General features: G+C 31.7%; 20 protein-coding genes and 2 other RNA genes. 16 read left to right on the plus strand and 6 right to left on the minus strand.

Annotation, left to right across the window (positions count from 1 at the left end; genetic code table 11):
• Nucleotides 1-33: 33 nt before the first annotated feature.
• The 5 genes from RIN63_RS03950 to ssrA (RIN63_RS03970) all read left to right on the plus strand — a co-directional run bounded on the left by RIN63_RS03950 (nt 34) and on the right by ssrA (RIN63_RS03970) (nt 5,828).
• Nucleotides 34-1,551 (plus strand): Mur ligase family protein, encoded by a 1,518-nt coding sequence (locus RIN63_RS03950; RefSeq protein WP_310443378.1) that lies wholly within the window; start codon nt 34-36, stop codon nt 1,549-1,551.
• A 30-nt stretch (nt 1,552-1,581) separates the two neighbouring features.
• Entirely contained in the window at nt 1,582-2,745 is a 1,164-nt protein-coding gene (locus tag RIN63_RS03955) for a D-alanine--D-alanine ligase family protein (RefSeq protein ID WP_310443379.1), read from the plus strand.
• A 53-nt stretch (nt 2,746-2,798) separates the two neighbouring features.
• Nucleotides 2,799-4,910 carry a ribonuclease R gene (rnr, locus tag RIN63_RS03960; RefSeq protein WP_310443380.1) on the plus strand — a complete coding sequence of 704 codons (2,112 nt, stop codon included), beginning with the start codon at nt 2,799-2,801 and terminating at the stop codon, nt 4,908-4,910.
• 63 nt (nt 4,911-4,973) lie between these two features.
• On the plus strand, nt 4,974-5,438 hold the full coding sequence (gene smpB / locus RIN63_RS03965) for an SsrA-binding protein SmpB (RefSeq protein ID WP_310443381.1): 465 nt from the start codon (nt 4,974-4,976) through the stop codon (nt 5,436-5,438).
• Between the two features lie 65 nt (nt 5,439-5,503).
• Nucleotides 5,504-5,828: a transfer-messenger RNA gene (ssrA, locus tag RIN63_RS03970) on the plus strand.
• A 315-nt stretch (nt 5,829-6,143) separates the two neighbouring features.
• On the opposite strand, the gene RIN63_RS03975 is transcribed toward ssrA (RIN63_RS03970), so the two are convergent.
• Complete coding sequence (locus RIN63_RS03975; protein ID WP_310443382.1) at nt 6,144-6,551, minus strand: LAGLIDADG family homing endonuclease; 408 nt, start codon at nt 6,549-6,551, stop codon at nt 6,144-6,146.
• A gap of 249 nt (nt 6,552-6,800) precedes the next feature.
• On the opposite strand from RIN63_RS03975, the gene RIN63_RS03980 reads away from it, so the two are divergent.
• The 4 genes from RIN63_RS03980 to ssrA (RIN63_RS03995) all read left to right on the plus strand — a co-directional run bounded on the left by RIN63_RS03980 (nt 6,801) and on the right by ssrA (RIN63_RS03995) (nt 10,862).
• Complete coding sequence (locus RIN63_RS03980; RefSeq protein ID WP_310443383.1) at nt 6,801-6,968, plus strand: restriction endonuclease; 168 nt, start codon at nt 6,801-6,803, stop codon at nt 6,966-6,968.
• Nucleotides 6,969-7,102: 134 nt separating this feature from the next.
• On the plus strand, nt 7,103-7,828 hold the full coding sequence (locus tag RIN63_RS03985) for a hypothetical protein (RefSeq protein WP_310443384.1): 726 nt from the start codon (nt 7,103-7,105) through the stop codon (nt 7,826-7,828).
• 124 nt (nt 7,829-7,952) lie between these two features.
• A complete protein-coding gene (locus tag RIN63_RS03990) occupies nt 7,953-10,457 on the plus strand; it encodes a Spaf_1101 family AAA-like ATPase (protein ID WP_310443385.1) in 2,505 nt (834 codons plus the stop codon).
• A gap of 90 nt (nt 10,458-10,547) precedes the next feature.
• Nucleotides 10,548-10,862: a transfer-messenger RNA gene (gene ssrA, locus RIN63_RS03995) on the plus strand.
• A 306-nt stretch (nt 10,863-11,168) separates the two neighbouring features.
• Here ssrA (RIN63_RS03995) and RIN63_RS04000 read toward each other — a convergent pair.
• Complete coding sequence (locus RIN63_RS04000; RefSeq protein WP_310443386.1) at nt 11,169-12,656, minus strand: phytoene desaturase family protein; 1,488 nt, start codon at nt 12,654-12,656, stop codon at nt 11,169-11,171.
• A 319-nt stretch (nt 12,657-12,975) separates the two neighbouring features.
• Between RIN63_RS04000 and RIN63_RS04005 the strand changes: the two genes are divergently transcribed.
• The 4 genes from RIN63_RS04005 to RIN63_RS04020 all read left to right on the plus strand — a co-directional run bounded on the left by RIN63_RS04005 (nt 12,976) and on the right by RIN63_RS04020 (nt 16,518).
• A complete protein-coding gene (locus tag RIN63_RS04005) occupies nt 12,976-13,638 on the plus strand; it encodes a DNA alkylation repair protein (RefSeq protein WP_310443387.1) in 663 nt (220 codons plus the stop codon).
• Between the two features lie 272 nt (nt 13,639-13,910).
• Complete coding sequence (locus tag RIN63_RS04010; RefSeq protein WP_310443388.1) at nt 13,911-14,066, plus strand: hypothetical protein; 156 nt, start codon at nt 13,911-13,913, stop codon at nt 14,064-14,066.
• A gap of 237 nt (nt 14,067-14,303) precedes the next feature.
• A complete protein-coding gene (locus RIN63_RS04015) occupies nt 14,304-15,245 on the plus strand; it encodes a DMT family transporter (protein ID WP_310443389.1) in 942 nt (313 codons plus the stop codon).
• Nucleotides 15,246-15,261: 16 nt separating this feature from the next.
• The gene (locus RIN63_RS04020; protein WP_310443390.1) at nt 15,262-16,518 is read left to right on the plus strand and encodes an amidohydrolase family protein; all 1,257 of its coding nucleotides are present in this window, start codon (nt 15,262-15,264) and stop codon (nt 16,516-16,518) included.
• 80 nt (nt 16,519-16,598) lie between these two features.
• On the opposite strand, the gene RIN63_RS04025 is transcribed toward RIN63_RS04020, so the two are convergent.
• Nucleotides 16,599-17,195 (minus strand): 4Fe-4S binding protein, encoded by a 597-nt coding sequence (locus RIN63_RS04025; RefSeq protein WP_310443391.1) that lies wholly within the window; start codon nt 17,193-17,195, stop codon nt 16,599-16,601.
• Complete coding sequence (locus RIN63_RS04030; protein WP_310443392.1) at nt 17,188-17,415, minus strand: 4Fe-4S binding protein; 228 nt, start codon at nt 17,413-17,415, stop codon at nt 17,188-17,190. Before RIN63_RS04030 ends, RIN63_RS04025 begins: the two co-directional genes overlap by 8 nt.
• Nucleotides 17,416-17,804: 389 nt before the next feature.
• On the opposite strand from RIN63_RS04030, the gene RIN63_RS04035 reads away from it, so the two are divergent.
• On the plus strand, nt 17,805-18,752 hold the full coding sequence (locus RIN63_RS04035; RefSeq protein ID WP_310443393.1) for a DegV family protein: 948 nt from the start codon (nt 17,805-17,807) through the stop codon (nt 18,750-18,752).
• An 82-nt stretch (nt 18,753-18,834) separates the two neighbouring features.
• Here the strand turns inward: RIN63_RS04035 and RIN63_RS04040 are convergent, their stop codons facing one another.
• Nucleotides 18,835-19,623, minus strand: coding sequence for an ABC transporter permease subunit (locus RIN63_RS04040; RefSeq protein WP_310443394.1), 789 nt, complete (start codon nt 19,621-19,623; stop codon nt 18,835-18,837).
• Nucleotides 19,624-19,625: 2 nt separating this feature from the next.
• Nucleotides 19,626-20,501, minus strand: coding sequence for an ABC transporter ATP-binding protein (locus tag RIN63_RS04045; protein ID WP_310443395.1), 876 nt, complete (start codon nt 20,499-20,501; stop codon nt 19,626-19,628).
• A gap of 324 nt (nt 20,502-20,825) precedes the next feature.
• On the opposite strand from RIN63_RS04045, the gene RIN63_RS04050 reads away from it, so the two are divergent.
• Nucleotides 20,826-21,521, plus strand: coding sequence for an ABC transporter ATP-binding protein (locus RIN63_RS04050; RefSeq protein WP_310443396.1), 696 nt, complete (start codon nt 20,826-20,828; stop codon nt 21,519-21,521).
• Between the two features lie 50 nt (nt 21,522-21,571).
• Entirely contained in the window at nt 21,572-24,964 is a 3,393-nt protein-coding gene (locus RIN63_RS04055; RefSeq protein WP_310443397.1) for an FtsX-like permease family protein, read from the plus strand.
• Nucleotides 24,965-25,026: the final 62 nt, after the last annotated feature.

The raw sequence follows: 25,026 nt of genomic DNA on the forward strand, positions 1-25,026 counted from the left end.
ATTAGTTATTCACAATATTTTGGGGGGATTAATTTGTTAATTATAGTCATTATATTAGGTGTTATAGCATTAATTTTAATGGCAGATAGATCAAAAGACTTTTTGCATATACTTCAACTTGAAGGATATGATTCAGAACAATATCAAAAATGGTTAATAGCTAATAAATCAAAACTATTTTCATTTAAAAAAAACAAACAGCCTTTGAAGAAGCCCTTAGTGTTTACAGATAGAGCTAAAAGACTATTTGCAACTAATATGGCACTAAATGCTATAATCGTCATATTTTTCATATTTAGAGCTCGTAATTTTCTAATACCTTCACCTTTTTGGTCTTTTCCTATGGCTTTGATAATTTTAGTTCTTTTATTCAGTATTTTGTATTGTGCTCAGTCCTTTTTAATACGAGGAACTAATGAGATAACAAAACACTGGGAAGAAAGAATTAATATGGGATATTATCTAAAGGCTCAAGAAAAAATAAAAAACAGACAAGATTTAGATGTAGTAGGTGTCACTGGAAGTTTTGGGAAAACCAGTACTAAATTTATTTTAGGTACTATATTAGAAGAAAAATTCAAAGTATTAAATACACCAGAATCATATAATACCCCAATGGGCCTATCCAAAGTAATTAACAATGAATTAACTGAAGAACACCAAGTATTTATTGCAGAGTTGGGGGCAAGAAATATAGGGGATATTAAAGAAGTATCTGAATTGGTAAAGCCTAGAATCGGTGTTCTCACATCAATAGGTCCAACTCATATAGAGACATTTAAAAATATAGACAACATAATGAAAACAAAGTATGAGATGATTGAAGAATTACCTACTGATGGCATAGCAATATTTAACTATGATAATGAATACATAAGAAAATTAGCAGATAAAACATTTAAAGAGAAAGTATTATATGGACTAGAGGATGTTGAAAAATTAGATATTTATGCAGAAAACATCCAAGTTTCTCATTCTGGATCAACTTTTACAATAAAAGATAATGAAGGATATACTATGGATTGTACTACAAAGCTACTAGGTAAGCATAATATCTATAATATCTTGGCTGGAGTAGCTGTAGCCAAGTCTTTAGGTTTATCCTATGATGAAATAAAAACTGGTATAGAAAAAATTGAACCAATACCTCATAGACTAAACATAATAGATCCAGGAACAGGAATAACGATCATAGATGATGCTTTTAATTCTAACCCTATAGGCTCTAAGGCAGCTTTAGAAGTATTATCACAATTTAAAGAAGGAAGAAAGATAATTATTACTCCTGGTATGGTTGAATTAGGTGCCATGGAAGAAGAGGTAAACAGAGAGTTTGGTAGAAATATTGGGAAAGTATGTGATTATGTAATATTAGTTGGGGAAAACAGAACTAAACCAATATATAAGGGATTAATGGAGGCCAATTATAATAAAGATAATATTTTTGTAGTAAACACTCTTGACGAAGGAACAGCAACTATTCAAAAGTTAGCAAGACCAAAAGATATTATATTATTTGAAAATGACTTACCAGATAATTATAGTGAATAATCATATCTTTAAAGGAGAGAGGGATGACAATTGAAAAAAGTAGGTGTAATTTTTGGAGGGCGAAGTGTAGAACATGAGGTATCTGTCATTACTGGAATGCAGATAATTGAGAACATTGATAAAACTAAGTATGAAATAGTTCCTATTTATATAGACAAAGATGGCAAATGGTTTACAGGAACTTGTCTACTAGAATTCAATAATTATAAAGATAATAACTTTAAAGATGCTAAGGAAATTACTCTACTACCCAAGTGTGGTGACAAAAATGTATACGCAAATCCAGAAAAGCTAGGTCTATTTGGGAAAAAAATATTAGGAGAGATAGATATAGTTTTTCCAGCTATTCATGGTATGAATGGAGAAGATGGAACTATTCAGGGATTGTTTGAGCTAATGGATATACCATATGTAGGATGTGGCGTACTAGGTGCTAGTGTTGGCATGGATAAAATCTTGATGAAAGATGTATATAAAGCCAACGGACTGCCAATAGTTGATTACACTTGGTTCTATAGATCTAAATGGACAAAAGAAAAAGATATCGTTATCAAAGAAATTGAAGATAAAATATCCTATCCAATGTTTGTAAAACCTGCAAATCTTGGATCAAGCATAGGTATTTCAAAGGCTAAGGATAGAGATGAATTAATATTTGCTGTAGAGATTGCTATTAGGTATGATAGGAAAATTATTATTGAAAAAGCAGTGGAAAGCTCAAGGGAAATAAATTGTGCGGTCATGGGCTATGATGATAAAGTAATTACATCCTTATGCGAAGAACCTCTTGGATGGGAAGAAATCTTAACTTTTGAAGATAAGTATGTGAAATCAAACGAAAAAGGCGGAAAATCATCTGGTGAAAGAAGAATAATACCAGCAGAGATTGAAGAACATATTATAGTGGAAGTAGAAGAGCTTGCGAAAAAAGCATTCATTACTATAGATGGTAGAGGGGTTTCAAGAATAGATTTTTTGATAGATGCAAACAATAAGGTGTATATAAATGAAATAAACACTTTACCAGGGTCTATATCTTTTTATTTATGGGAAGGAAGAGGATATTCTTTCTCAAAACTAATAGATGAATTAATATCTATTGCAATAAGAGTCCATGAAGAGAAGAAAGAAAATATCTATTCATATGAGGCGAATTTATTTAACAGAGTACAATTTGGATCTAAAATAAAATAGAGTGAGCATTATTTACCCCTAGTGATAATAGTTCCAAAAGAGGAGGAATATTGATGACTATAAGAGAAACGATCATTGAATTTATGGAAGAAAAAAAATATAAACCAATGCTCAAAGAAGAACTAGCAGTGCATTTTAATTTGGAACGGAAAGATATGGAGAGTTTCTATAATGTATTAAAAGCTTTAGAAAAAGAAGGAGTAATAATTAAAGCTAAGAATGAAAGATATGGTTTGATAGATAATGATTATTTAATTACAGGAACTTTAGATGGAAATGAAAGAGGTTTTGGTTTTGTTGTAGTTAAAGACAGGACCAGAGGAGACATTTTTATTCCTGCAGAAAATATGAATGGTGCAATGCATGGTGATAAGGTTATAGCAACTATTACAAGAAGACAAGAGGAAGGAAAGAGAGAAGAAGGGGAGATTATTAGGATTTTAGAAAGATCCAACAAGACGATTGTTGGTACTTTTGAAGACAATAAAAGCTTTGGATTTGTAGTGCCTGATAATCACAAGATTGGTTATGATATTTTTATACCTAAATCTCGCACAAATAATGCTAAAACAAATCAAAAAGTAGTAGTGGAGATAACTACATGGCCTGAAGCAAGAAGAAATCCAGAGGGTAAAGTAGTAGAAGTCCTAGGATATTTAAGTGATAAGGGTACAGATATCTTATCGATTATTAGACAATTTGGATTACCAGAGGAGTTTCCAGATAAAGTACAGGAAGCAGCAAAGAATATAGAACAAGAAATTGATCCAGTTGAAGCTGTCAAAAGAGTAGACCTTAGACATTTAAACACCTTTACAATTGATGGTTTTGATGCGAAGGATATAGATGATGCTGTATCCATTGAAGTCAAGGAAAATGGCAATTACTATCTTGGGGTTCATATTGCAGATGTATGCCATTATGTTAGAGAAAAATCCACTTTAGACAAGGAAGCTTTGGAAAGAGGTAACTCCGTATATTTAATTGATAGGGTAATACCAATGTTACCAAAAGAATTATCCAATGGTATATGCTCTTTAAATCCTAATGTAGACAGATTTACTTTATCTGTAATGATGGAAATAGATAAAAGTGGAAAAGTAGTTGATCATGAAATAGTTGAAGGAATAATAAATAGTAAGCAAAGGCTAGTATATGATCATGTATCGGATTTCTTAGAGAATGATGACGAAGAAGCCAAGGTAAAGTTATCTGCAGTATCAAAGGAACTAAAGCTAATGGAAGAACTATGCCATATACTACATGAGAAAAGAGAGAGAAGAGGTAGTATAGATTTTGAATTTCCAGAGACTAAGATTATCCTTGACGAGAAGGGGATACCTGTAGAGATAAGAAAAGAAGACAGACGAATAGCGAATAGATTAATAGAAGAATTTATGCTAGTTTGCAATGAAACAGTAGCTGAAAGATTCTTCTGGGCAGAAGTCCCATTCTTATATAGAACACATGATGAACCATCTTCAGAAAAGATAGAAGCTTTTAGTAAATTAATTCACAATTTTGGATATAGCTTAAAAGGACAAAATGAAGTTCATCCTAAAGAACTGCAACTATTGACTAAGGAAATAAAAGGGAAAAAGGAAGAGACATTAATTAGCACATTAATGTTGAGATCACTAAAGAAGGCAATATATAGTAGTGAATCAGGTATTCACTTCGGTCTTGCAGCTCAGTATTATTCTCACTTTACAGCACCTATTAGAAGATATCCAGATTTGGTTATACACAGAATAATAAAGGCTTATATAAATGGAAAGCTTAGTAGCAAGCTCCAAGAAAAACTAGAAGTGACTTTGCCTGACATAGCAGAACATACTTCTATGACTGAAAGGCGAGCAGAAGAGGCTGAAAGAGAAGTTGAAGATATGAAAAAGGCCCAGTATATGACTAAACATATAGGTGAAGAGTTTGATGGTATAATATCTTCCCTAACAAACTTTGGATTATTTGTCCAACTTGAAAACACAATAGAAGGTTTAGTTCATTTTAACAATATGTTAGATGACTATTATCACTTTGATGAAGAAAAATATTATATAATTGGTGAGAGAACAAACAGGCAGTACAGACTAGGAGATTCCGTAAGGATAAGAGTACTAGACGCTGATGTAGTCAAGAGAAATATTGATTTTGAATTAATTTAGTAGATTGACATCACCATGTATATTTGTTAAACTTAATTACAGAAAACTATAAGTGGTGATGATATGAAAAAGATAGGTACTAAGGTAGTTGCAACTAATAGAAAAGCTAGATATGAATTCTTCATAGAGGAAACCATTGAAGCAGGATTAGTGCTAACTGGTACAGAAGTTAAATCAATTAGGCAAGCTAAACTTAATATAAAGGATAGCTATGCATCTATTGAAAATGGAGAAATATATTTAAATAATCTACACATAAGTCCTTACGAACAAGGGAATATTTATAATGTAGATCCAATTAGAAAAAGAAAGCTGCTATTGCACAAAAGGGAAATAAGGAAGCTTTTTATTGCCATAACACAAAAAGGCTATACCTTAGTTCCCCTATCCGTATATATTAAAGATGGATTAGTTAAAGTAGAATTGGCTACTGCAAAGGGTAAGAAACTCTACGATAAAAGAGATGATATAGCCAAGAAGGATGCAGCTAGAAGAGTAGAACAACATAGTTCTGAGAAATACAAGTAGGTTGACATAATACTATTAATCTGTTATACTAATTAAGCTAAACAATAATAATTTATGGGGGCGAATTAGGTTTCGACGGGGATGTGGAATCAAGGGTAGCGAGTCGTTGTCGCCAAACAACGCTAAAAGTGGCACAAACAATAAACGCAAACGATAATTACGCATTCGCAGCTTAGTAGCCGCGCATCTTAACCGAGAATCCTACGACTTGGATTAAGGTGTCAACTTAGTAGGGAACCGCATTTAGCAAAGCTTTGAGCTAAAGACGGAAATTATGAAGCTACTGAAACTGGAATTCTGTCAGTAGAAGTCCAGTAGAGGGAAAGTCAAATTACTGAATGCACTCGGAGAAGCTCTTGTGGAAATGTTTTCGGACGTGGGTTCGATTCAAGTAGGGAGTCGCCCTATAGAGTAATCTATAGGTGAAAACTTGGCTTTATCGGTGAAGGCTGTAAAATGCTGATACCGAGGGGTATGTGGAGAAATCCAACAGCCCTGTATCGACTTATAGGCTGCTAAGTCATTTGATATGCAGTACTAGGATGGAAGAGGCAAACTATAATTTACTTCCATAATACGCCAGGGAACTTTGAGAAAAGTTTAAGATATAGTCAGTGCCTTTAGGAAACTATTGGATAGCATGTCCCACCGCCTCCACCATACATAAGGTGGATAAAGCCTTGATTAGGAAACTAATCAAGGCTTTTATAATGCAATAAAATCAATATAAAATTGCTCTTTAGCTAATTTTTGAATATCGTTATAGCTACCATTTCTTATGGTAACTTCCTTGTATTTTGTAATAATGTGCCTTGCCCTAGCTTTCTTTTTCTCTATTACTAAATATGGTTCGATACTTTGTAGAAACTGTATTGCTTCATCATAAATTATTGTATATGTATAAGAATCTTTATGTCTTTCTTCATTATAATTTTTCTTATTAGTAATCTTTCCAGATTTAATAGTATTTTTAATCCATTCTAATAGCTCCAAATCTGTAGAAGAAATCGAAACACATGGAGAATGATATTGATTTTTATGAAATCTTGTAAGCATAATACTACCTTCTCCATCTACAATACCAGCTATATAAGCTTTTTCAGTATTAGTCATTTGTATTACCCTCCCAAAACAAGTGTTCTTAATTATATTATAAATTAGATTAAAGGATTTGTCTATGACCGATTTAATTTTCTTGAATATATTCAGGACATAATACATTATTGAAACATATCCAGAAGTAAATAATTATAATGATATTTTTAGATGTGAGTAGTTAATTAAGAAAAGATTATAATAAAGAAGGATTTTAGAAATTAATGTCGAACTTATAATATAAGTGAATTTTGGTGAGGTGACTTTATGGAATTAAAAGATATTATTAACCTATCCCCTAATGATTTTGAGATGCTTATAAGTAACTTGGTTGAAGAACAAGGATACAAAGTTAAGCGTTTTGCTCCTGGGGAAGATATAGGAATTGATATAGTAGCTAGGGATGAAGAAGAATCCATAGCAAAGGATAAATAACTTGAGAAGACATTAATAGAAAATGAAAACTTCTAAGGGTATATGATATAAATTAATAATATTCATAATAAATGAAAGATTTAAATTGCCTATTAATTTTAATATTACAATAGGAAAGAAAGGAGAACAATTAAATGCAGGATAGATATGCAGGTGATGTAGGTGATTTTGGGAAGATTGGATTGTTACAAAAAATTTCTGAATCAGGTCTAAGTATTGGTGTAAATTGGTATCTTACATATAAACCAGAAGAACACAATAAGGCAGATGGAAAACATATCGGATATTTAACTAATAGTCAATTCAAAGACTGTGATGATAAACTATTAAAGTCTCTATATACAATTACAAATGGGACAAGGAGTGTAGAAGCATTGGAAAAGGCAAATTTAATTCCAAATGCAAATTATTATAATAAACTACTGAAACCGGGTAATGATAAAAATTTTGATAGATTGGAATGGTTTAGATCTTCTTTGGAAGAGTTATCGGAGTCAGATATAATATTTTGTGATCCAGATAATGGTTTGATTGTAAAAAGTGTCTCACAAAAATCAGTTAATAGTGATAAATACATTTTGCACGATGAATTGGTTTCTTATTATCAGGTTGGAAAAAGTATTATTTTTTATAATCATCGATGTAGAGAAAAAGAAAATGTATATTTGCAGCGATTTCAACCCTTAATGCAACGAAGTGAACTTATGGGTGCAGAATGGAGAGGATTAAAATATGTTCGCGGAACAATACGGGACTATATTTTTATATTACAAGATAAGCATACAGCTGCAGTGGATATTGTAATAAAGAATATGATGAAAACGAATTGGAACAAGCATTTTTCAGTACTTAATATCTAGTAGTCTTATTTATTGTTTGAGAGATAGATGTAACTAGTAGTAACAAACTAACAATGAAGGTTGTTAGGCAGATATCATCAGTTTTGTGACAGATATCAGATAAAAATTTGTAAGGGGTGTAATAGTGTCTAGAAGTTTTTCTGATGTACAAAATGCATATAATAAAATCAAAGGAACGAAGGTTCGATATGGTGTTTACCATAAAAGTCTGTTTCATATCCATACTCCTCAATCATATGACTATAAACTAAAAAAAAGTTGGACTGCAGATATGTATAAGTCAATACCTACAAGTACTGTAGTTCAACTTTGTAAAGATAATAAAATACTTCCCGAAGGTTTTAATTTAGACGACTTTGAGCTTAATGGTGAATTATCGGTATATAAATCAAAAAAGGAATGGCTATCATTTATTTTACTAGCTGAAGAGCTAATAAACAATGATATAGAGATAGCAGTAGTTTCAGATCATAATACTATACAAGGTATAGATAAATTAAGAGTTGCCATTAAACATTTACATAAAATGAAACAAAGAAAAGTATACCCGGAGATAATTTCCTCTTTAGAAATTTCTTGTGCTGATAGAGTTCATGTTGTTGTATTATTTAACGACTCTCATGAAACTAAAAGACAAATATCAGAGTGGCTTAGTGAAAGTCTTCTAAACGAAGAAGATGGCACTTTTAGGACAAGTCTTGAAGTAATGGATTATTTTAATAATATTGGATGCATACCTTATATTGCTCATATAAATTCATCATATATTTATAATGAAAAAAAGTATCTAAGTGGTGGATACAAGGCGAAATTACTAGGTTCAAAGTATCTTAGCATGGTGGGGATATCAGATTATAATCAGAGGAATAAGATAAATAAATTTTTATATCAGTTTCAAAAAAGAGATATTAATTTTATAATTGATAGCGACATTCACGATATAGATTCTGTAAATGAGAAATATTTTTGGTTAAAAGGTAGTCAAATTGATTTTAATATGATTCAAGAGGCATTATTAGATTTTGATATTTCAGTTAGTTACAAAAAAGAGCCGAGACTAAAGCAAAATATAATAGGTATGTACGTAGAGCAGGGTGGATTTTTGAATAATAAAGATAAGGACGAAGGATTCTGTATAAGGTTCTCTGAATCTTTGAATTGTTTTATCGGTGGTAGAGGAACTGGTAAAAGTACGGTTTTGCATCTGATTGACTTTATTTTAGGACAAAGATGTGGATCTATAGAATTATTAGATTTTATTTGTAACCATGGGAATACATGGATTCTGTATGAGTATGAGAAGACAGAATATCTTATTGAGATGGCTATGCCCAATAAAACGCGTTATGATGATAATATCATGCGGTGTTTCGGACAAAACGCTGAGGATCGATATAATTATAGGTATCAGTTTGATACTGCTCAAGTTGAGTCTATTGCAAGAGATTTATATTTATCAATTTTTATTGTGAAAGAAAAAAATGGTATGGTTTTTTTTGAAACTGCACCAAATAAAAAGAAATTATTAGAACTATTATATGATAGTAGATATTCAGTTAATGAGTTAGTAAGTACTGCCAGTGGGGTAGAAATTAATGACTTTATATATAACATGATGTTTAAGAATAAAATGGTATCTAGTCCTGAAAAGTTGATTAGTATAAGAAAAAAATCAGGGTTGTTAACGCTAATAAAAGATATCAATATAATTTTGGAGAACAGGAAAAAGGAAGTAATTGAAGTAATTGATTCATTTAACGCGACGCAGAACAATATCTTAAAAATTAACTATTCTCAAGATGAATGCGCAAAGGATCCTGATGTTAAAAATTGGTTATTTTTTAATGATTATAGTGCAAAAAACTATTACAAGCATTATAACATCACTGAACAGAATATTGTTGATTTTATATTAGGAATATATTATGAAGTAGGGATTTTTGAATTGCTAAAATTATCTATTGATGCTGATTATTATGAAAAGAGAAGGGATTATTCTTTAACAGAGTATTCAATTGAATTAACTCAAGATATGATTAATTCAGATATACAAGAGTTAAACAATTTAAATGAACTAGCGATTATAAATGAAATATTTGATAACTTAGTTACTGAAGGTAATGTTAAAAAAATTATAGATTATTTGAAAAAATATATCCATCAAATAGAGCAATTTTCACTGTTATTTAATATTAATAGCAATGAATCAAATAGAGGAAATAGTTTAAATTTTAAAGATGTACGTAAACTATCATTGGGGCAAAAAGTAGTTGCTATGTTAGATTTTATTCTAGGATATAGTGACTATGCAGAAGATTATAGACCACTATTGATTGATCAACCTGAAGATAATCTTGATAGCCAATATATTTATAAAAACTTAGTTTTTCAACTTAGGAAGGCAAAAACAACACGACAAATAATAATAGCAACTCATAATGCCACTATTGTTACTAATGCCATGGCAGATCAGGTGTGCGTTATGAAATCAGATGGGGAATTTGGTTGGGTTGAAGCATTAGGATATCCTAGTGAAAAGAAAATAAAAATTAACATTCTTAATTATTTAGAGGGAGGTATAGATTCATTCAAACATAAAAAGAGTATATATCAAGATATATTAGAATAACAAGATTGTAGTTGTAGTCTTAATTGGAATTTACCATTGCGGAAGTTAAATCCTAATAGGAAATATATGATAATCTACCATTGTATTTAATCAAATATGTGGAATCAAGGGTAGCGAGTCGTTGTCGCCAAACAACGCTAAAAGTGGCACAAACAATAAACGCAAACGATAATTACGCATTCGCAGCTTAGTAGCCGCGCATCTTAACCGAGAATCCTACGACTTGGATTAAGGTGTCAACTTAGTAGGGAACCGCATTTAGCAAAGCTTTGAGCTAAAGACGGAAATTATGAAGCTACTGAAACTGGAATTTCGTCAGTAGAAGTCCAGTAGAGGGAATGTTAAATTACTGAATGCACTCGGAGAAGCTCTTGTGGAAATGTTTTCGGATGTGGGTTCGATTCAAGTAGGGAGTCGCCCTATAGAGTAATCTATAGGTGAAAACTTGGCTTTATCGGTGAAGGCTGTAAAATGCTAATACCGAGGGGTATGTGGAGAAATCCAACAGCCTAGTATCGACTTATAGGCTGCTAAGTCATTAGATATGCAGTACTAGGATGGAAGGTGAAAACTATAATAACCTTTCATATTACGCCAGGGAAATTTGAGAAAAGTTTAAGATATAGTCAGTGCCTTTAGGAAACTATAGGATAGCATGTCCCACCGCCTCCACCATACATGTAAATATTGATACATTTAATTCTATTAAAATTAGAATTCTTTTAATATCTCTTCAGTTACTAATTTACTTGAGTTCAAAACTAAAGACACTCCAGGTCCAGGATGTAAAGAGTTACCTACGAAGAATAAGTTATTAGCTTTATCTGATTTAAAATGTGGCCTAAAATAATTTGTTTGAGTTAGTGTAGTGCTAAGTCCAAATGCCGTACCTCCATAAGCATTAAATCTACTCTCCATATCAAGAGGAGTAAGATAACTTTTATATACAATATTCTCTTCTAGATCCTCTAAACCTTCAATTTTCTTCAACTCCATAATAATCCTATTTGTTAATTTATCAATTGTAATATCATCCCAATTTATTTTTTTAAAAAATAAATTAGGAACCCTTAGCATAATATTTAAGCATTCACCTTCATTTTTGGCCATACTATCATCAATTCTACTAGGACAGTAAATATAAAGAGTAGGGCTTTCAGGTAAACTACCTTCAAAAGCTGATTCTATATTCTTTTTAAAGTTTTCACCCAGGTATATATTATGAACTGATAATTGAGGATATTTTTTTCTAAGTCCTAAGTAAATTATAAAAGTAGAACAGGAATATTTTAACTTAGATAGTTTTTTATCAGTATAATCTTTCTTGAAGTATTCGTTCTTTATTAAGTTTTTCATAGCATATGGAAAATCTGCATTGCATACGATGATGTCTGCATTTTCTATGCCCTTAGATGTTTTTATTCCAATAGCTTTATCTTCAGAAAATATTATCTCTTCAACAGTTAATCCAGTTTTTATAATACCTCCAAATTCAGCAATTAATTGAGATATGGCATCAACAAATGAATACATTCCTCCTTTTAAGTGCCATAGTCCATACATCTGAGATACTACTGGTATAAGAGTATATATATTGGGTCCTTCATAAGGAGATATACCTACATACATGGATTGAAAAGCCAAATATTCTCTTATTTTATCATTTCTAATATAATCTGAGATAAAATCATAAGGGGTAGTAAGAGTATGGATTTTAAATGCTTTAGATAGAGTTTTTAAATTAAAGAAATCTTTAGGATCATCTTGTGATCTTTCCAGGAAATATTTATTAGCTATTAGATATTTTTCATAAACATCAGATATAAATTTAAAATAACCTAGAGAGTCATCCTTTGATATTGCTTCTAGATTTTGAATTAATTTAGAGATGCTTGTATTGAAATCCATAAAATGGTCACCATTGGAAAAGACTCTGTAAATAGGATCAATCTCTTTAAACTCGAGATAATCTTTATAATTCTTATTAACATATGAAAAAAGCTCTTTATAAACATCAGGCATCATTAAGATTGAAGCTGTTAAATCAAAAGTGTAGTCTTCTGTTTCTAAAATGTTGACTCTTCCACCGATTGAAGTGTCCTTTTCATAAATCTCTACATTATATCCATTATGTAAAAGTCTTAAAGCAGTAGACAACCCACCAATTCCAGCACCAATAACAATCACCTTTTTACTCATAAATAAATCTCCTTTCAAAAATACAATATATACTAGTATTTGCAGAGATTATATTATTAATCCCATAAATAAGATATAAAGATTTCTTCAACAAGTGATATTAAAAATATCTGGCTATTTAGAATAAGTTTATTTGATAGTAAAAACTTTGGACAAGGAATAGGGGCTAAAGGTGAAAACATTATAGCGTTAACAGGATATCTTATATATTTATATTATGGTAGAAATTAGTTAATATATTTGATAGTATAAAGAAAATAGTTGATTTGTAATTTTAGATAAGCAATAATATAGAAAAAAGAAGGTAGGGAGTGATCATATGGAAAACATCATAACTCAAGCAAAAAATAGACTAGGAAGTCTATCTAGAGTTAACGGGATAACAACAGGTGAGGTCAGGAGGATATCTTTAGAATTATATAAAATAATGGGAGATAAAAGTATAAATACAATTCTTATGCATTGTGAACACTTACTTAATGAACGTAAATGGGCATTAAATATTATTGCATACGACTGGGCATATAGGGTCAGAAAGCAATATAATAATAATACCTTTTATATCTTTGAAAGATGGCTTAAGGAATATATTACTGGCTGGAGTGATTGTGATGATTTTTGCACTCATGCCTTTGGTGAATTACTTAGTCAAAAGAATGAACTGTTTACTAACATTTTAGAATGGACTAAAGACCCAAATTATTGTGTAAGACGTGCAGCTGCAGTTGTTTTAATATATCCAATTAAGCAAAATAAATATGAAGATATTAACCCATTTTTGATTTCGGACTCTCTAATGTATGATGATCATTATCTAGTACTAAAGGGCTATGGCTGGATGTTAAAGGTTTTGTCTCAAGTTGAAAGAGATAATGTCATTAATTATTTAATAAATAATAAAGATAATATGCCAAGAACTGCATTTAGGTATGCTTTAGAGAAAATGGATAAGGATGCAAAGTTAACTTTGATGGGAAATTAAAAATATAAGTGGTTTAATATCAAAGATAAATCTAAATATAGCCCAATATTATATGATGAAGATATATGTTTGTTTATTCATGGATTAGAAAAAAGGATAAATAATAAAATTGTCGTAAAATTGAATAAAGTTGACCAGAGTGAGTAGGTGGTATAGTAATTACCTGTCCAAATTTGGGGTGATATCATGATTCAAAACAGACCTATTTCAGATTTGAGAAATAAGTTTCCTGAGATTGAGGATTTAGTTGTTAGAGGAGGTAAACTGGCTCTATGGTTGTGTTAAGTTTAGAAAAGCGTGCTGAATTAATGGATGGTGTAGAACTTAAATTAGATGAAGTAGATAAAGAATCAGCTTTAACTGATATTAGATATAGACATGACGAAGTTTTTTCAAGGGTGAGGTCAAGAATCAATAGAATAATTTGATGACCCGTTCGTACCGCCTTCACAATATATTGACTAAAATATTGATACAATACAACCTCTTGATTTCAAGAGGTTTTGTTAGTTTTTGGAATATATGTAAGATGAAGTCTCTACATTTGCACATTCCATCTCTAAATTGGGTCTGTATTTCTGGTTAGGGTAGGTGGAACCTTTGCAAATTACACCTTTTCATGCTATAATAATTATGTAAACTAAATGAAGGGAGGTGATTTTTTAATGGAGAAGAGAAGATCCCTAGAAGGTTACCTTCTTGTTTTTATTTCTGGAGTTTTATGGGGTCTTGGAGGATATTTCGTAACTAAAATGAATAATATTGGTGTGTCTTCACTGATGACTGCATTTCCCGGACACTTTTTAGCACTTTTACCTTTGCTCATTTACTTATTAGTAAAGAAAGGTAAGAATGGCTTAAAAATTTCGAAGAAGGGCTTACTATATAGTATTTTACTAGGTGCTTTAACTAAAGGTATTTTCAAATTGGCTAATGACACTGCCGTAACTTTAGTAGGGGTAGCAACAGCATCAATTCTTATGTATTTAGCTCCTGTTTTCACTGCAATAATGTCCATGATCTTTTTCAAAGAGAAGTTACGTGGATATCAACACTTCGCGCTAGTTCTAAATCTTTTCGGATGTATCCTAATGGTAACAGGTGGAAATTTCGCAGAATTAAATATTTCGGGATTAGGTTTAACTCTGGGAGCTCTTGCAGGGTTCTTATATGCGCTTACTACTATCATAGGTAAGGTTGCAACCAGCGGAGATGATCCTGAGACAATGACTTTTTATATGTTATTGTTCAGTGCTATAACTATGGGTATATTTGCTAAGCCATGGCAACATTTAGATTTGTTTACGAATAGCACATTCCTATTCTGGGCAATTTTGAATTCTATGACTACTGGTTTAATGGCAAATCTTTTATATCTGAAGGGGTTATCAATGAATGTAGATGCTTCTAAGGCAACTATCATTACTTCAGCTGAAGTTGTTGTAGCTACACTTTCTGGAGTATTTTTGTTAAACGAAAAAATCAATTTAGTTGGATACATCGGTATAGCTATTATGCTAGTATCTATCATTCTAATGAATATAACTATTCCAATAAAACAAAAAGAAATTACTGAGAAACAAGTAGTCTCAGAGAATACGATTTAATATTAAGGGGGTAATTATGAAAAAATTTACGAATGCAGTTATATATGGGCATGATGATGCGAATGAGATTTTAGTAGACAATGGAGTTATCAAGGCAATTGGTAAGGAACTGGGCTCAGCAGATGAAATTATTGATTTAGATGGGAAACTGGTCACTGCTCCTTATGTAGATCCCCATTTACATTTAGATTATGTTTACACATTATCTGAACTTGGACAAGAAGGCGCTGGCTCTGGAACCCTTTTTGAAGCAATTGAAATGTGGCCAAAATTCAAAGAGAATTTAACTATAGAAAGTGTTAAAAAACTTGCTCTTAAGGGAATTAAAGATGAGGTTTCACAAGGAGTACAATATATTCGTACACATATAGATGTTACAGATCCAAAATTCACAGCTCTAAAGGCTATGTTGGAAATGAGAGAAGAATTAAAAGATATAGTTGAAATCCAAATTGTTGCATTCCCACAAGAAGGGATGTACACATATAAGGGTGGACTTGATTTAGTAGAAGAAGCTCTTAAGATGGGTGCTGATGTTGTTGGAGGAATTCCACATTATGAGCCTGCTAGAGAGTTCGGTGAAAAATCTGTTCACGACATAGTTAAACTTGCTTTGAAATATGAAAAGCTTATAGATGTTCACTGTGATGAGACAGATGATCCTCAATCACGTTTTGTTGAGTTGCTAAATGCACTTGTCCTTATGGAGGATTATGGTAGGAAAACTACAGCGAGCCATACTTGCTCATTTGGTTCAGCAGATAACTCATATGCATATAGAATGATGGACTTGTTCAAAAAGAGCAAGATGAACTTCATTTCTTGTCCAACTGAAAATGCCTATCTTCAAGGTCGTCAGGATACATATCCTAAACGCCGTGGATTGACTAGAGTAAAAGAATTCTTAGAATCAGGAATCAATATTGCATTTGCACAAGATTCAATAAATGACCCATGGTATCCAATGGGTAATGGAAATATGATGAATATCCTTGACAATGGAATTCACTTAGCTCAAATTATGTCACCAGAAGAAATAAGAACTGATTTAGATTTAATCACATATAATGGAGCTCGTTGCTTGAATATCCAAGATAGATATGGATTGGATGTAGGAAAAGATGCAAACTTCATCCTTCTTGATGGAAACAGTCCATTCGATGTAATAAGAAATCGTGCAAGAGTTCTTGCTTCCATTAGAAAGGGAGAATATCTATTTAAGCAAAAGACAGTAGAATATGATGTTGAACTTGATTTAGGTTTAAACAGTTAATATGAATTTAATCCACCAGTTTTTCTGGTGGATTTTCTTTCTAATTTTATTATTTAGCAGATCATGATAAGATTGATGGATTACATATTTTTTATTCTTTTAATATACTTAATAGTGGATATTCCATGTGTCATAGTTCCCATAGGGCAGTAGACACACCAAGATCTTGGTTTATAAAGTACCATGGTCACTAACCCTAATATAGTAGAAGTGAGCATAACACTATAGAATCCAAAGGCAAATTGAGCAACTCCAGGTGATACAATGCTTGTATTTGCCCAATTCCATGGTAGTTTAAATGTCCATAGTAAAGTCACCACTTCCTTAAGATTATTAATTCCAGAAAAGACTAGGTAAGTGTTAAACAACATATTTCCAAACATAATCATAAAAAATATTAAGAATCCATATCTAAAGTAGTTTGATTTCATAAAATTAGGCATAGGTTTATTTCTTGAAAGCTTAAGCTTTTTACCAAGAAGGTATAGCAGTTGACCTCTTCCACAGTAGTTATTACAATATGATTTTCCACCACCTACTAATGATATAATCAGTGGAATTGAAAAACATAATAATCCCAACCATGCAAAAAGGATATTGAATACACCAAGTAATAAATACAATATAGATGCAATATAAAGATAATCATTCCATTTTTTCTTATCTTTACTAGGCATATGTAACGACCTCCTCTATGGTAATCATCTCAATGATGGAAGCAGGACATTCTTTTGTACATATAGTGCATCCTATACACTTACTTTCATCAACTTCTGCAAATACACCATTTACTATTTTAATAGCATTCCTAGGACATATCTTTATACAAGTACCACAGGCGACACAGCTATTTTGAAGAACATTAGCTTTTTTCTTAATCTTAGTTTTTACATCCAAGTTTAAAACCTCCATAAATTAAATTCAGGAATATATATACCCCTAGGAGGTATTATAACAAATATAGCAGACATTGTAAACATACCTACCGGGGGTATAACTATTTAATTTTGAAAAAGCTATTCTATTGTGCTAAAATAGCCATGAATTTTTGAATATTTTAGATAAATCTGGTACTGTTGAAACTGGCAAAAATGCTTAAAACTATAGCAGATGGTACTAATGAAACTAGATAACAAATCTCTCATCCGAAATGGATGAGAGATTCTTTGAAATTCTATCATTCTACACTCATATATCTTTTACTTATAATATGATATAATTATATTCATGACAATTTGTCGAATTTTAAGAGATTTTGACTGTAAAGATTAGAATGGAGGAATGAAATGATTAAGATAATGGCTGATTCAACTTGCGATTTGTCTCAAGAGATAATTGATAAATACAATATTGGAGTGGCTCCGCTTAATATTATAATAAATGATATAACATATAGAGATAAAATCGACATTAACTCAGATGAATTTTTTAAAATATTACCGACTTTAGATAATTTACCTACTACATCAATGCCAAGTCCAGAGGAATATTTAAAAATAATAAATAATTCTATTACAGATGGATATACTGAATTTTTATGTATTTGCATGTCAAGTGGGACGAGTGGATCTTATCAATCTGCTGTTCTAGCAAAAGATATCTTCTTTGGAAATAATCCAGGTTCCAGTATAAAAATTCATGTAGTAGATTCATTATCTATGAGCCATGGCAGTGGATGGTTAATTTTAAAAACAGCAAAATTATTAGAAGCGGGATATAATTTTAAGAAATTAGTTGAATTTAATGAAACTTATAAGACTAATGTTAAACATTTTCTTTGTGTAGATGACTTGAATAATCTAATTAAAAGCGGAAGATTGACAAATGCTAGTGCCTTTATAGGGAAATTATTAAAAGTAAAACCTATTATGTCAATGAAAAAGGGAAGAGGCGCTATAGTTGCTAAGGAAAGAGGCCGTAATAGGGTATTAAGTTTTTATGTAGATGAGTTTGTTAGAAGAGTAGAAAAAGAAATTACAGATTTTATTATTATTGGATACTCTTCGGATATTGATATTGCAAATGTTCTAAAGGAAAAAATCAAAGAAGAAACAAATTTCGATGGTACCATCTATATAATGCAAATGGGAGTTGCAGTAGGGACTCATGTTGGATTAGGAGGACTCTCCATGTTCTTTATGGAAAGGGTAGATCTAAAAGATGGTTTGGTTAAAAATGAAATAAGGCATATTAAAAATAAAAAAGATGAGATAGTTAAAAAAATCAGAGGGTAATAAAGGGAACTATTGAATCTAAATAAAAAATCTCTCATCCGAAATGGATGAGAGATTTGTATACATCATACTATCTTCTTAACTAAGCTGCAATATCCTTTCTGCTATATTTCCAGTAAGCTAATCCAATGCAAATAATAGAATATAAAATTCCAAGAAAAACTAGAGTACCATCAAGGGTTGACTCTGCAATAATATCTGCTGGCTCTGCATAGCGAAAAGGTGTAATGTATTTAACAAAATCAGCTTTTTCGCTGATGTTACCAATGATATTTAGAAAATACAAAAGTGCAGCAAATCCTAACCCAATGCCCATACCCCTAAGTTTTAAAAAAGCAGAAAGGCAGAAACATATGCAGGCAATTTCAATATGCATTAGAAATTGTCCTAGATGGAATAACAAAAATTTATCCCAAATAATATCTTCCCCAATTATATAAAAGGAAACAATCGATACCACGATGCAGATAGCATTAAATAACATAAGTTGTGTAATTACTGCAAGTAATTTTTCACTTATGATACGATATCTACTAATAGGGTGAGTTAGCAGAAACTCTGCCGTATGATTTGCTTCTTCTTTAGCTAATGCTCCAACCCCTAGCATAGCTGCAAAAAAGGCTCCACCAATGCCTAACATATTTCCACCCTCAATAGCATAAAATCCCATGACTTCTCCAAAATTTATTTTATCCATCCCAAAGGCAGCAGTAAAATCTCCCATACTTGTAAACATTTCATTTACTCCATCCATTTGATTTTTCATTTCAGGAAACATAATCATAACAATAAAGAGCATAAAGGCAACAATACCGCTCCAGATTAATAAAGATTTTCTGCCACGCCTCAATTCATGAATGTATAGTGTCATTTCTATTCACCATCCTTTTCGTAATAATGGAGGAACACTTCCTCTAAAGTTGGCTCTAATACTGTCATATCAGTAATTGTAAGACTGTTTAGAGTTGAGATAAGCTTCTGCATTTCACCTTGGTAGAGGAAGCTAACGCTACCATCCTGTAGGACTAAATCTTTAATACCTTCTAAAGAAGGCATCTCTGAAATTCCATGCAATGTTACTCTTCTTGTTGCAGTTTGAGAAAGTTTTGTTACAGAATCAGATACAATCAACTTACCCTCACGGATAATAGCTGCATTTTTACAATGTCTTTGAACTTCTGAAAGAACATGTGAAGATAGAAAAATAGTAGCATCTTCATTGTACCTTTCTTCCATAAGACTCCAAAACTCCTTCTGCATCAGGGGATCAAGTCCAGATGTTGGTTCATCTAAGATGTATAGCTTAGGCTTATGCTGTAAGGCACAGACAATACTTACTTTCTTGCGATTACCTAGAGATAATTCCTCTATTTTTTTCTTTGTATCCAACTGTAGTCTATCACATAGTTTTTTGGACTCAGCAGTACAGTCTTTTTTATGCAATTTTGCAGATAAATCTATTACCTCACTTACCTTCATTCCATCCCAAAACATTGCTTCAGATGGCATATAACCAATACTTGATAGAATAGATCTTTTATCCTTTGTGCAATCCTTACCAAATATGGTAGCACTACCAGAAGTGGGTGTAATTAGCCCTAGAAGTGTACGAATAGTAGTACTTTTCCCAGCTCCATTTGGACCAATAAAACCAAAAATATCTCCTTCATGAACTCTTAAATCAAGATCAATTATTCCTCTCGCTTTTCCATAATATTTTGTAAGATTTTTAGTTTCCATAATTACCATGATTCACATTCCCCCTTATAACGGATTTATATAATTATTAGGCTTCCTAAGAACATAATCATATATAGTAAGACCCTAATAATAAGTATATATAAAGACTTAAATACTGTCCATAACTATGTTCAATATTTGAGTAAGAATAAGTAAAAAGTGCTAATTGAATAAAAATTCTCAATATTATGGTATTATTAGTTATTGAATGGTATAATTGATTTAACAAATATTGTATATATAAAACCATACTAATATTTGATTATTTAAGGGGGGAGGTAAAAAGTCTCATTGTAGTCAAAAAATAACTTAATAGGAACAGGGGGAGATTTTGTGGAAATTATACTTAAAGCAGAAAACATTGAAAAAACTTATGGAAAAGGTGAACTACAGGTTCATGCTTTGAAAGCTTCAAATCTGGAGATTGAAGAGGGAGTTTTTCATGCGATTATCGGACGCAGTGGGTCTGGTAAATCGACGTTATTACATATTCTAGGAGGGTTAGATAAACCTTCTGGAGGAAAATTGTACTTAGAGGGAAAGAGTGTATTTGATAAAAAGGATAGTGAATTAGCTATTTTGCGTCGCAGGCGTATAGGCTTTGTGTTCCAATCCTTCAATCTCCTACAGGAGCATACTGTACAGGAGAATATTTTAATGCCTATTCATCTAGATGGAAAGGATCCTGATATGACTCATTTCAATGATGTTATTGATACTTTAGGTATTAGAGAAAAGCTTTCATATTATCCTGATGAACTTTCCGGTGGAGAAAGGCAAAGAGTAGCTATTGCGCGTGCTTTAGTATCAAAGCCTGCAATAGTCCTTGCAGATGAACCAACAGGTAATTTAGATGAAAATACAGGCCATGAAGTGTTACGACTTATGAAGGAATCAGCTAAAAAATTTGGTCAAACTATTATTCTTGTTACCCATGATATGGATATAGCAGCACAGGCAGATAGAATTATTACTATTGTAGATGGTAGAATTTCATCTATAGTAGATTCTGAGAACTATTTAAGCTAATCAAATATCTAATTGATATATTCAATTCACGGGTAAAGGAGTAGAATAAAATGAAAATATGGGATATTGCTAGAAGAGGTCTAAAAGGTCGGAAAAAAGATACTCTTCTACTTAAATTGGTTATAACTTTAGCCTTTATATTTATAGTTACATCAACTATTTTTGAAGCTAGTATAGGAAAGACTAAATCAGAACAACTATTTGATCTTTATGGAGAATGGCATGCTGCATATCTAGGAGGAAATCAAGAAACTTTAGAAAAACTAAAAGCTGAACCCAATATAGATAAGCTTGGCTCTAGTCTGATAATAGGCGAATCGGATAAAACTGGAGTAGTGGGAACTTTCAATCAAGACTTAATTGATATGGGAAGATTATCATTGTACAAGGGAACTTACCCTCAGGCAGACAATGAAATCATGTTAGAGCTTAATCAGATGAGCAATATGGGTCTAGAACTTGAAGTAGGGCAAACAGTACAGATTGCCATTACCATTCCAAGAAGTGAAGCTGACCCATCCGAATATATTCTCAATCTAAATAAGAAATTTTATGAGAGAAAAAAAGACATGCCTAGACCTGCATTTTACGATGAGTTAGATGAAATTTATAAAGAGTTAGATATGTTGTATGCCTCAAACCCTGAAGATGAAGAAGAACTTCAAAAGAAAGAAGCAAGAATTAATGAGCTAGAGAATAAAAGAAGTTCAATTTATGGAAGGTACTATAATGAAATACGAATGGGTAGACCTGACTATTATAATCACCATGAAACACCTTTTGAGCAAAGTGGTGATGTATACTTAGTAGTTAGTAATGATTATTTTTTCTATTACTTGAATGGTGATGAGGTTAATCCAGAGATAATCAGGGAGAAGGGGCTTCTGAGAAATCAAAAGATTGTATTGAAAAAAGAGTTTGTTGTTACAGGAATACTCCAGACCTATACAGATAAATGGGACTTAGGGGTATACAAATCTCCTAATGCATTTATTACTGAAGGTGGAGGTAAAAGCTTTACAGATGCATTATATGGCTCTTCTCTGGGAGACTTTTCAGATTATAAATTGGATTACAATATATTCTTACATTCTAGTTCATTAAAAGAGGAGTTGTACTCGTCTATAGTATCAAATTATCCAAATATAGAAACTTCGCCTGAAAAAGAGAAAGTAATTATTAATGATGTTCATTTTTGGATGAATATGTATGGTAGATCTGATGAGGAAATAGAAAAAAGCCTGGAGAACATGAATAACTATGTCAGTATTAATAGAAAGCCTGAAGATTGGATGGATAATTCAATTGAGGGGAAAGTAGTACAGGACAGTAAGATGGAAGTAAATACGGATAATTTTAGAAGGAATATCTTCTCCTATCCTGAGGATACTGTATCCACTGAGAATGTACTTACATTGACCATTATTGCTGTAATCTTTATAGCTACTGCCTTAGCAATATTTCAGATATTTCTAACACAAATGAAGAGAAGGTCACGAAAGATTATTCTATTAAAATCCATTGGTGCTACTAATTTGCAAATTGTGAAGACCCTCATATGGGAAGGGTTGTATTTATTACAAACAGGATTATTGATTGGAATCCCAAGTGGCTTCGCTCTTTCTGCAATAATAATATTTGGGATGAATGCTTTTGGAGGAAGGAATCTTCACTATCATGTAATTCCATCATTCCTTATTTTAGGTATTATAGCAGGCTGTATGGCATTATTCATAGGCATGGCTGTACCTATGATATTTGCAATACGAATACCTTTAGTTGGAACCATGTCAAAACCTCCAAAGCACAAGAAGATTAAGAGAAAAAGTGATAATAAAGAAATTCGTCGTCAGACCTTTAGATATATTAATTGGAAAAACTTTCAGTTAAATAAAGGAAAGTCTTTTATTTCTTTTGGCATATCTTTAGTTATCATAACAATTTTATTATCTACGATTCTGTTGTCTTATTATTCATTTAACAACTACAGAACTAAGGTCATAGCAAATAATCAACCAGATTATGCCATGGAGACTTACTTTGGAGAGACAACTAGACATATTAAAGCAATAGAAGCAGAGCTTAAAGAAATTGATGGTATTGAATCTGTAGAATACTACAAGGTTGGGAAACAGACTTTCCTTTGGTATGATGGCATTGAAAACAATAAGATTATAGAAAGTTATAGACAGCTACTACCTAGTAAACTCTCAATTCGTCATTTTAGCAGTTACAACGAAGACCTTCTTGATGAACCTGAATGGATAAAAAATGCCTTCTTTACTAAAATCTATGGAATAGATCCTAAGGGGGAAATCTTTGACTCCTACAATTCAATGCTAACAGAGGGAACTATCAATAGGGAAAAATTTGAAAAAGGTGAAGATGTTATATTGCTAATTCCAATGTATTTACCTGGAAAATCTGATATTGGAAGTAGAGCTTTTACTCCAGAAGAAGTCTTGGCTGCTAGTAATGAAAATAATAGGATGAATTGGATTTTAAACAATGCTAATATTTACAATACATCTTATAATAGTCGATTTAACAAATACTATTATAAGCAAAATGATATTAAGATAGGGGATTCAATTTACCTATCTGCCGATGAGGAAAAAATTGATGGGGACAGTTATGTTATAAGCCATAAAACTAAGGAGGTAACAGTTGGAGGCTTTATATACTATTTCCCAAAGGAAGGTCAGTGGCCATTTTCCAATACTGTAGATTCTCACATAGTAATAGGGTCTATTAACTGTATGGAATCTATTTATCCAAGCTCCATGATGGGATTAAGTAGAAATTCCCTTGATGAGATGAGAGCTATGATTGATGTTCTTTATCCAAATAGATATGGACGCACTATTTGGTATATAAATACTAACTCCGATAAAAAGGATCTAGTTATGGATGCAAAATTATTGGGATATGCAAACAATAATGGATACACTGTTTATAATTATAAAAATAGTGCTGCACAACTACATCAAGAAGCCTTTAACAATGCTTTAATTATAGCATTATTAGGTATTACATCAGCTGCCATTGCATCTATTATTTTATACAATACGACAGTATCTAAGATGGAACAGGATAAGAATCGAATTGGAATATTGCAGTCCCTTGGAGTAACAAGATCAGAATTTTCTAGTCATTATATTTATACAGGGGTTATTCATGGTGTATTAGCAATATTAATTGCAAATCTAGCATTACTAATAGTACTATTCCTGACCTCTTTAGCTTCCGTTGGAGGCATAAATATGACCTTTGCTGATTCTATTATGGATATATTTGCTTATAGACTTTGGCAATATCCATGGACATTACACATTATTGGATGTGGGATATTTTTTCTATTAACAGTATTGATGCATTATTTGCCTTCAAGAAAGATTATTAACCTATATCCAGTTGAAAACATAAGGAGTTTGGGAAGATAAAGTTAAAGCCTTGATTATAGTAATGGTCAAGGCTTTATAGATAAATATAAAATGATTTCATA

This window comes from Tissierella sp. (assembly GCF_031460495.1).
In the GTDB taxonomy this organism is placed as follows: Bacteria; Bacillota; Clostridia; order Tissierellales; family Tissierellaceae; genus JAVKTS01.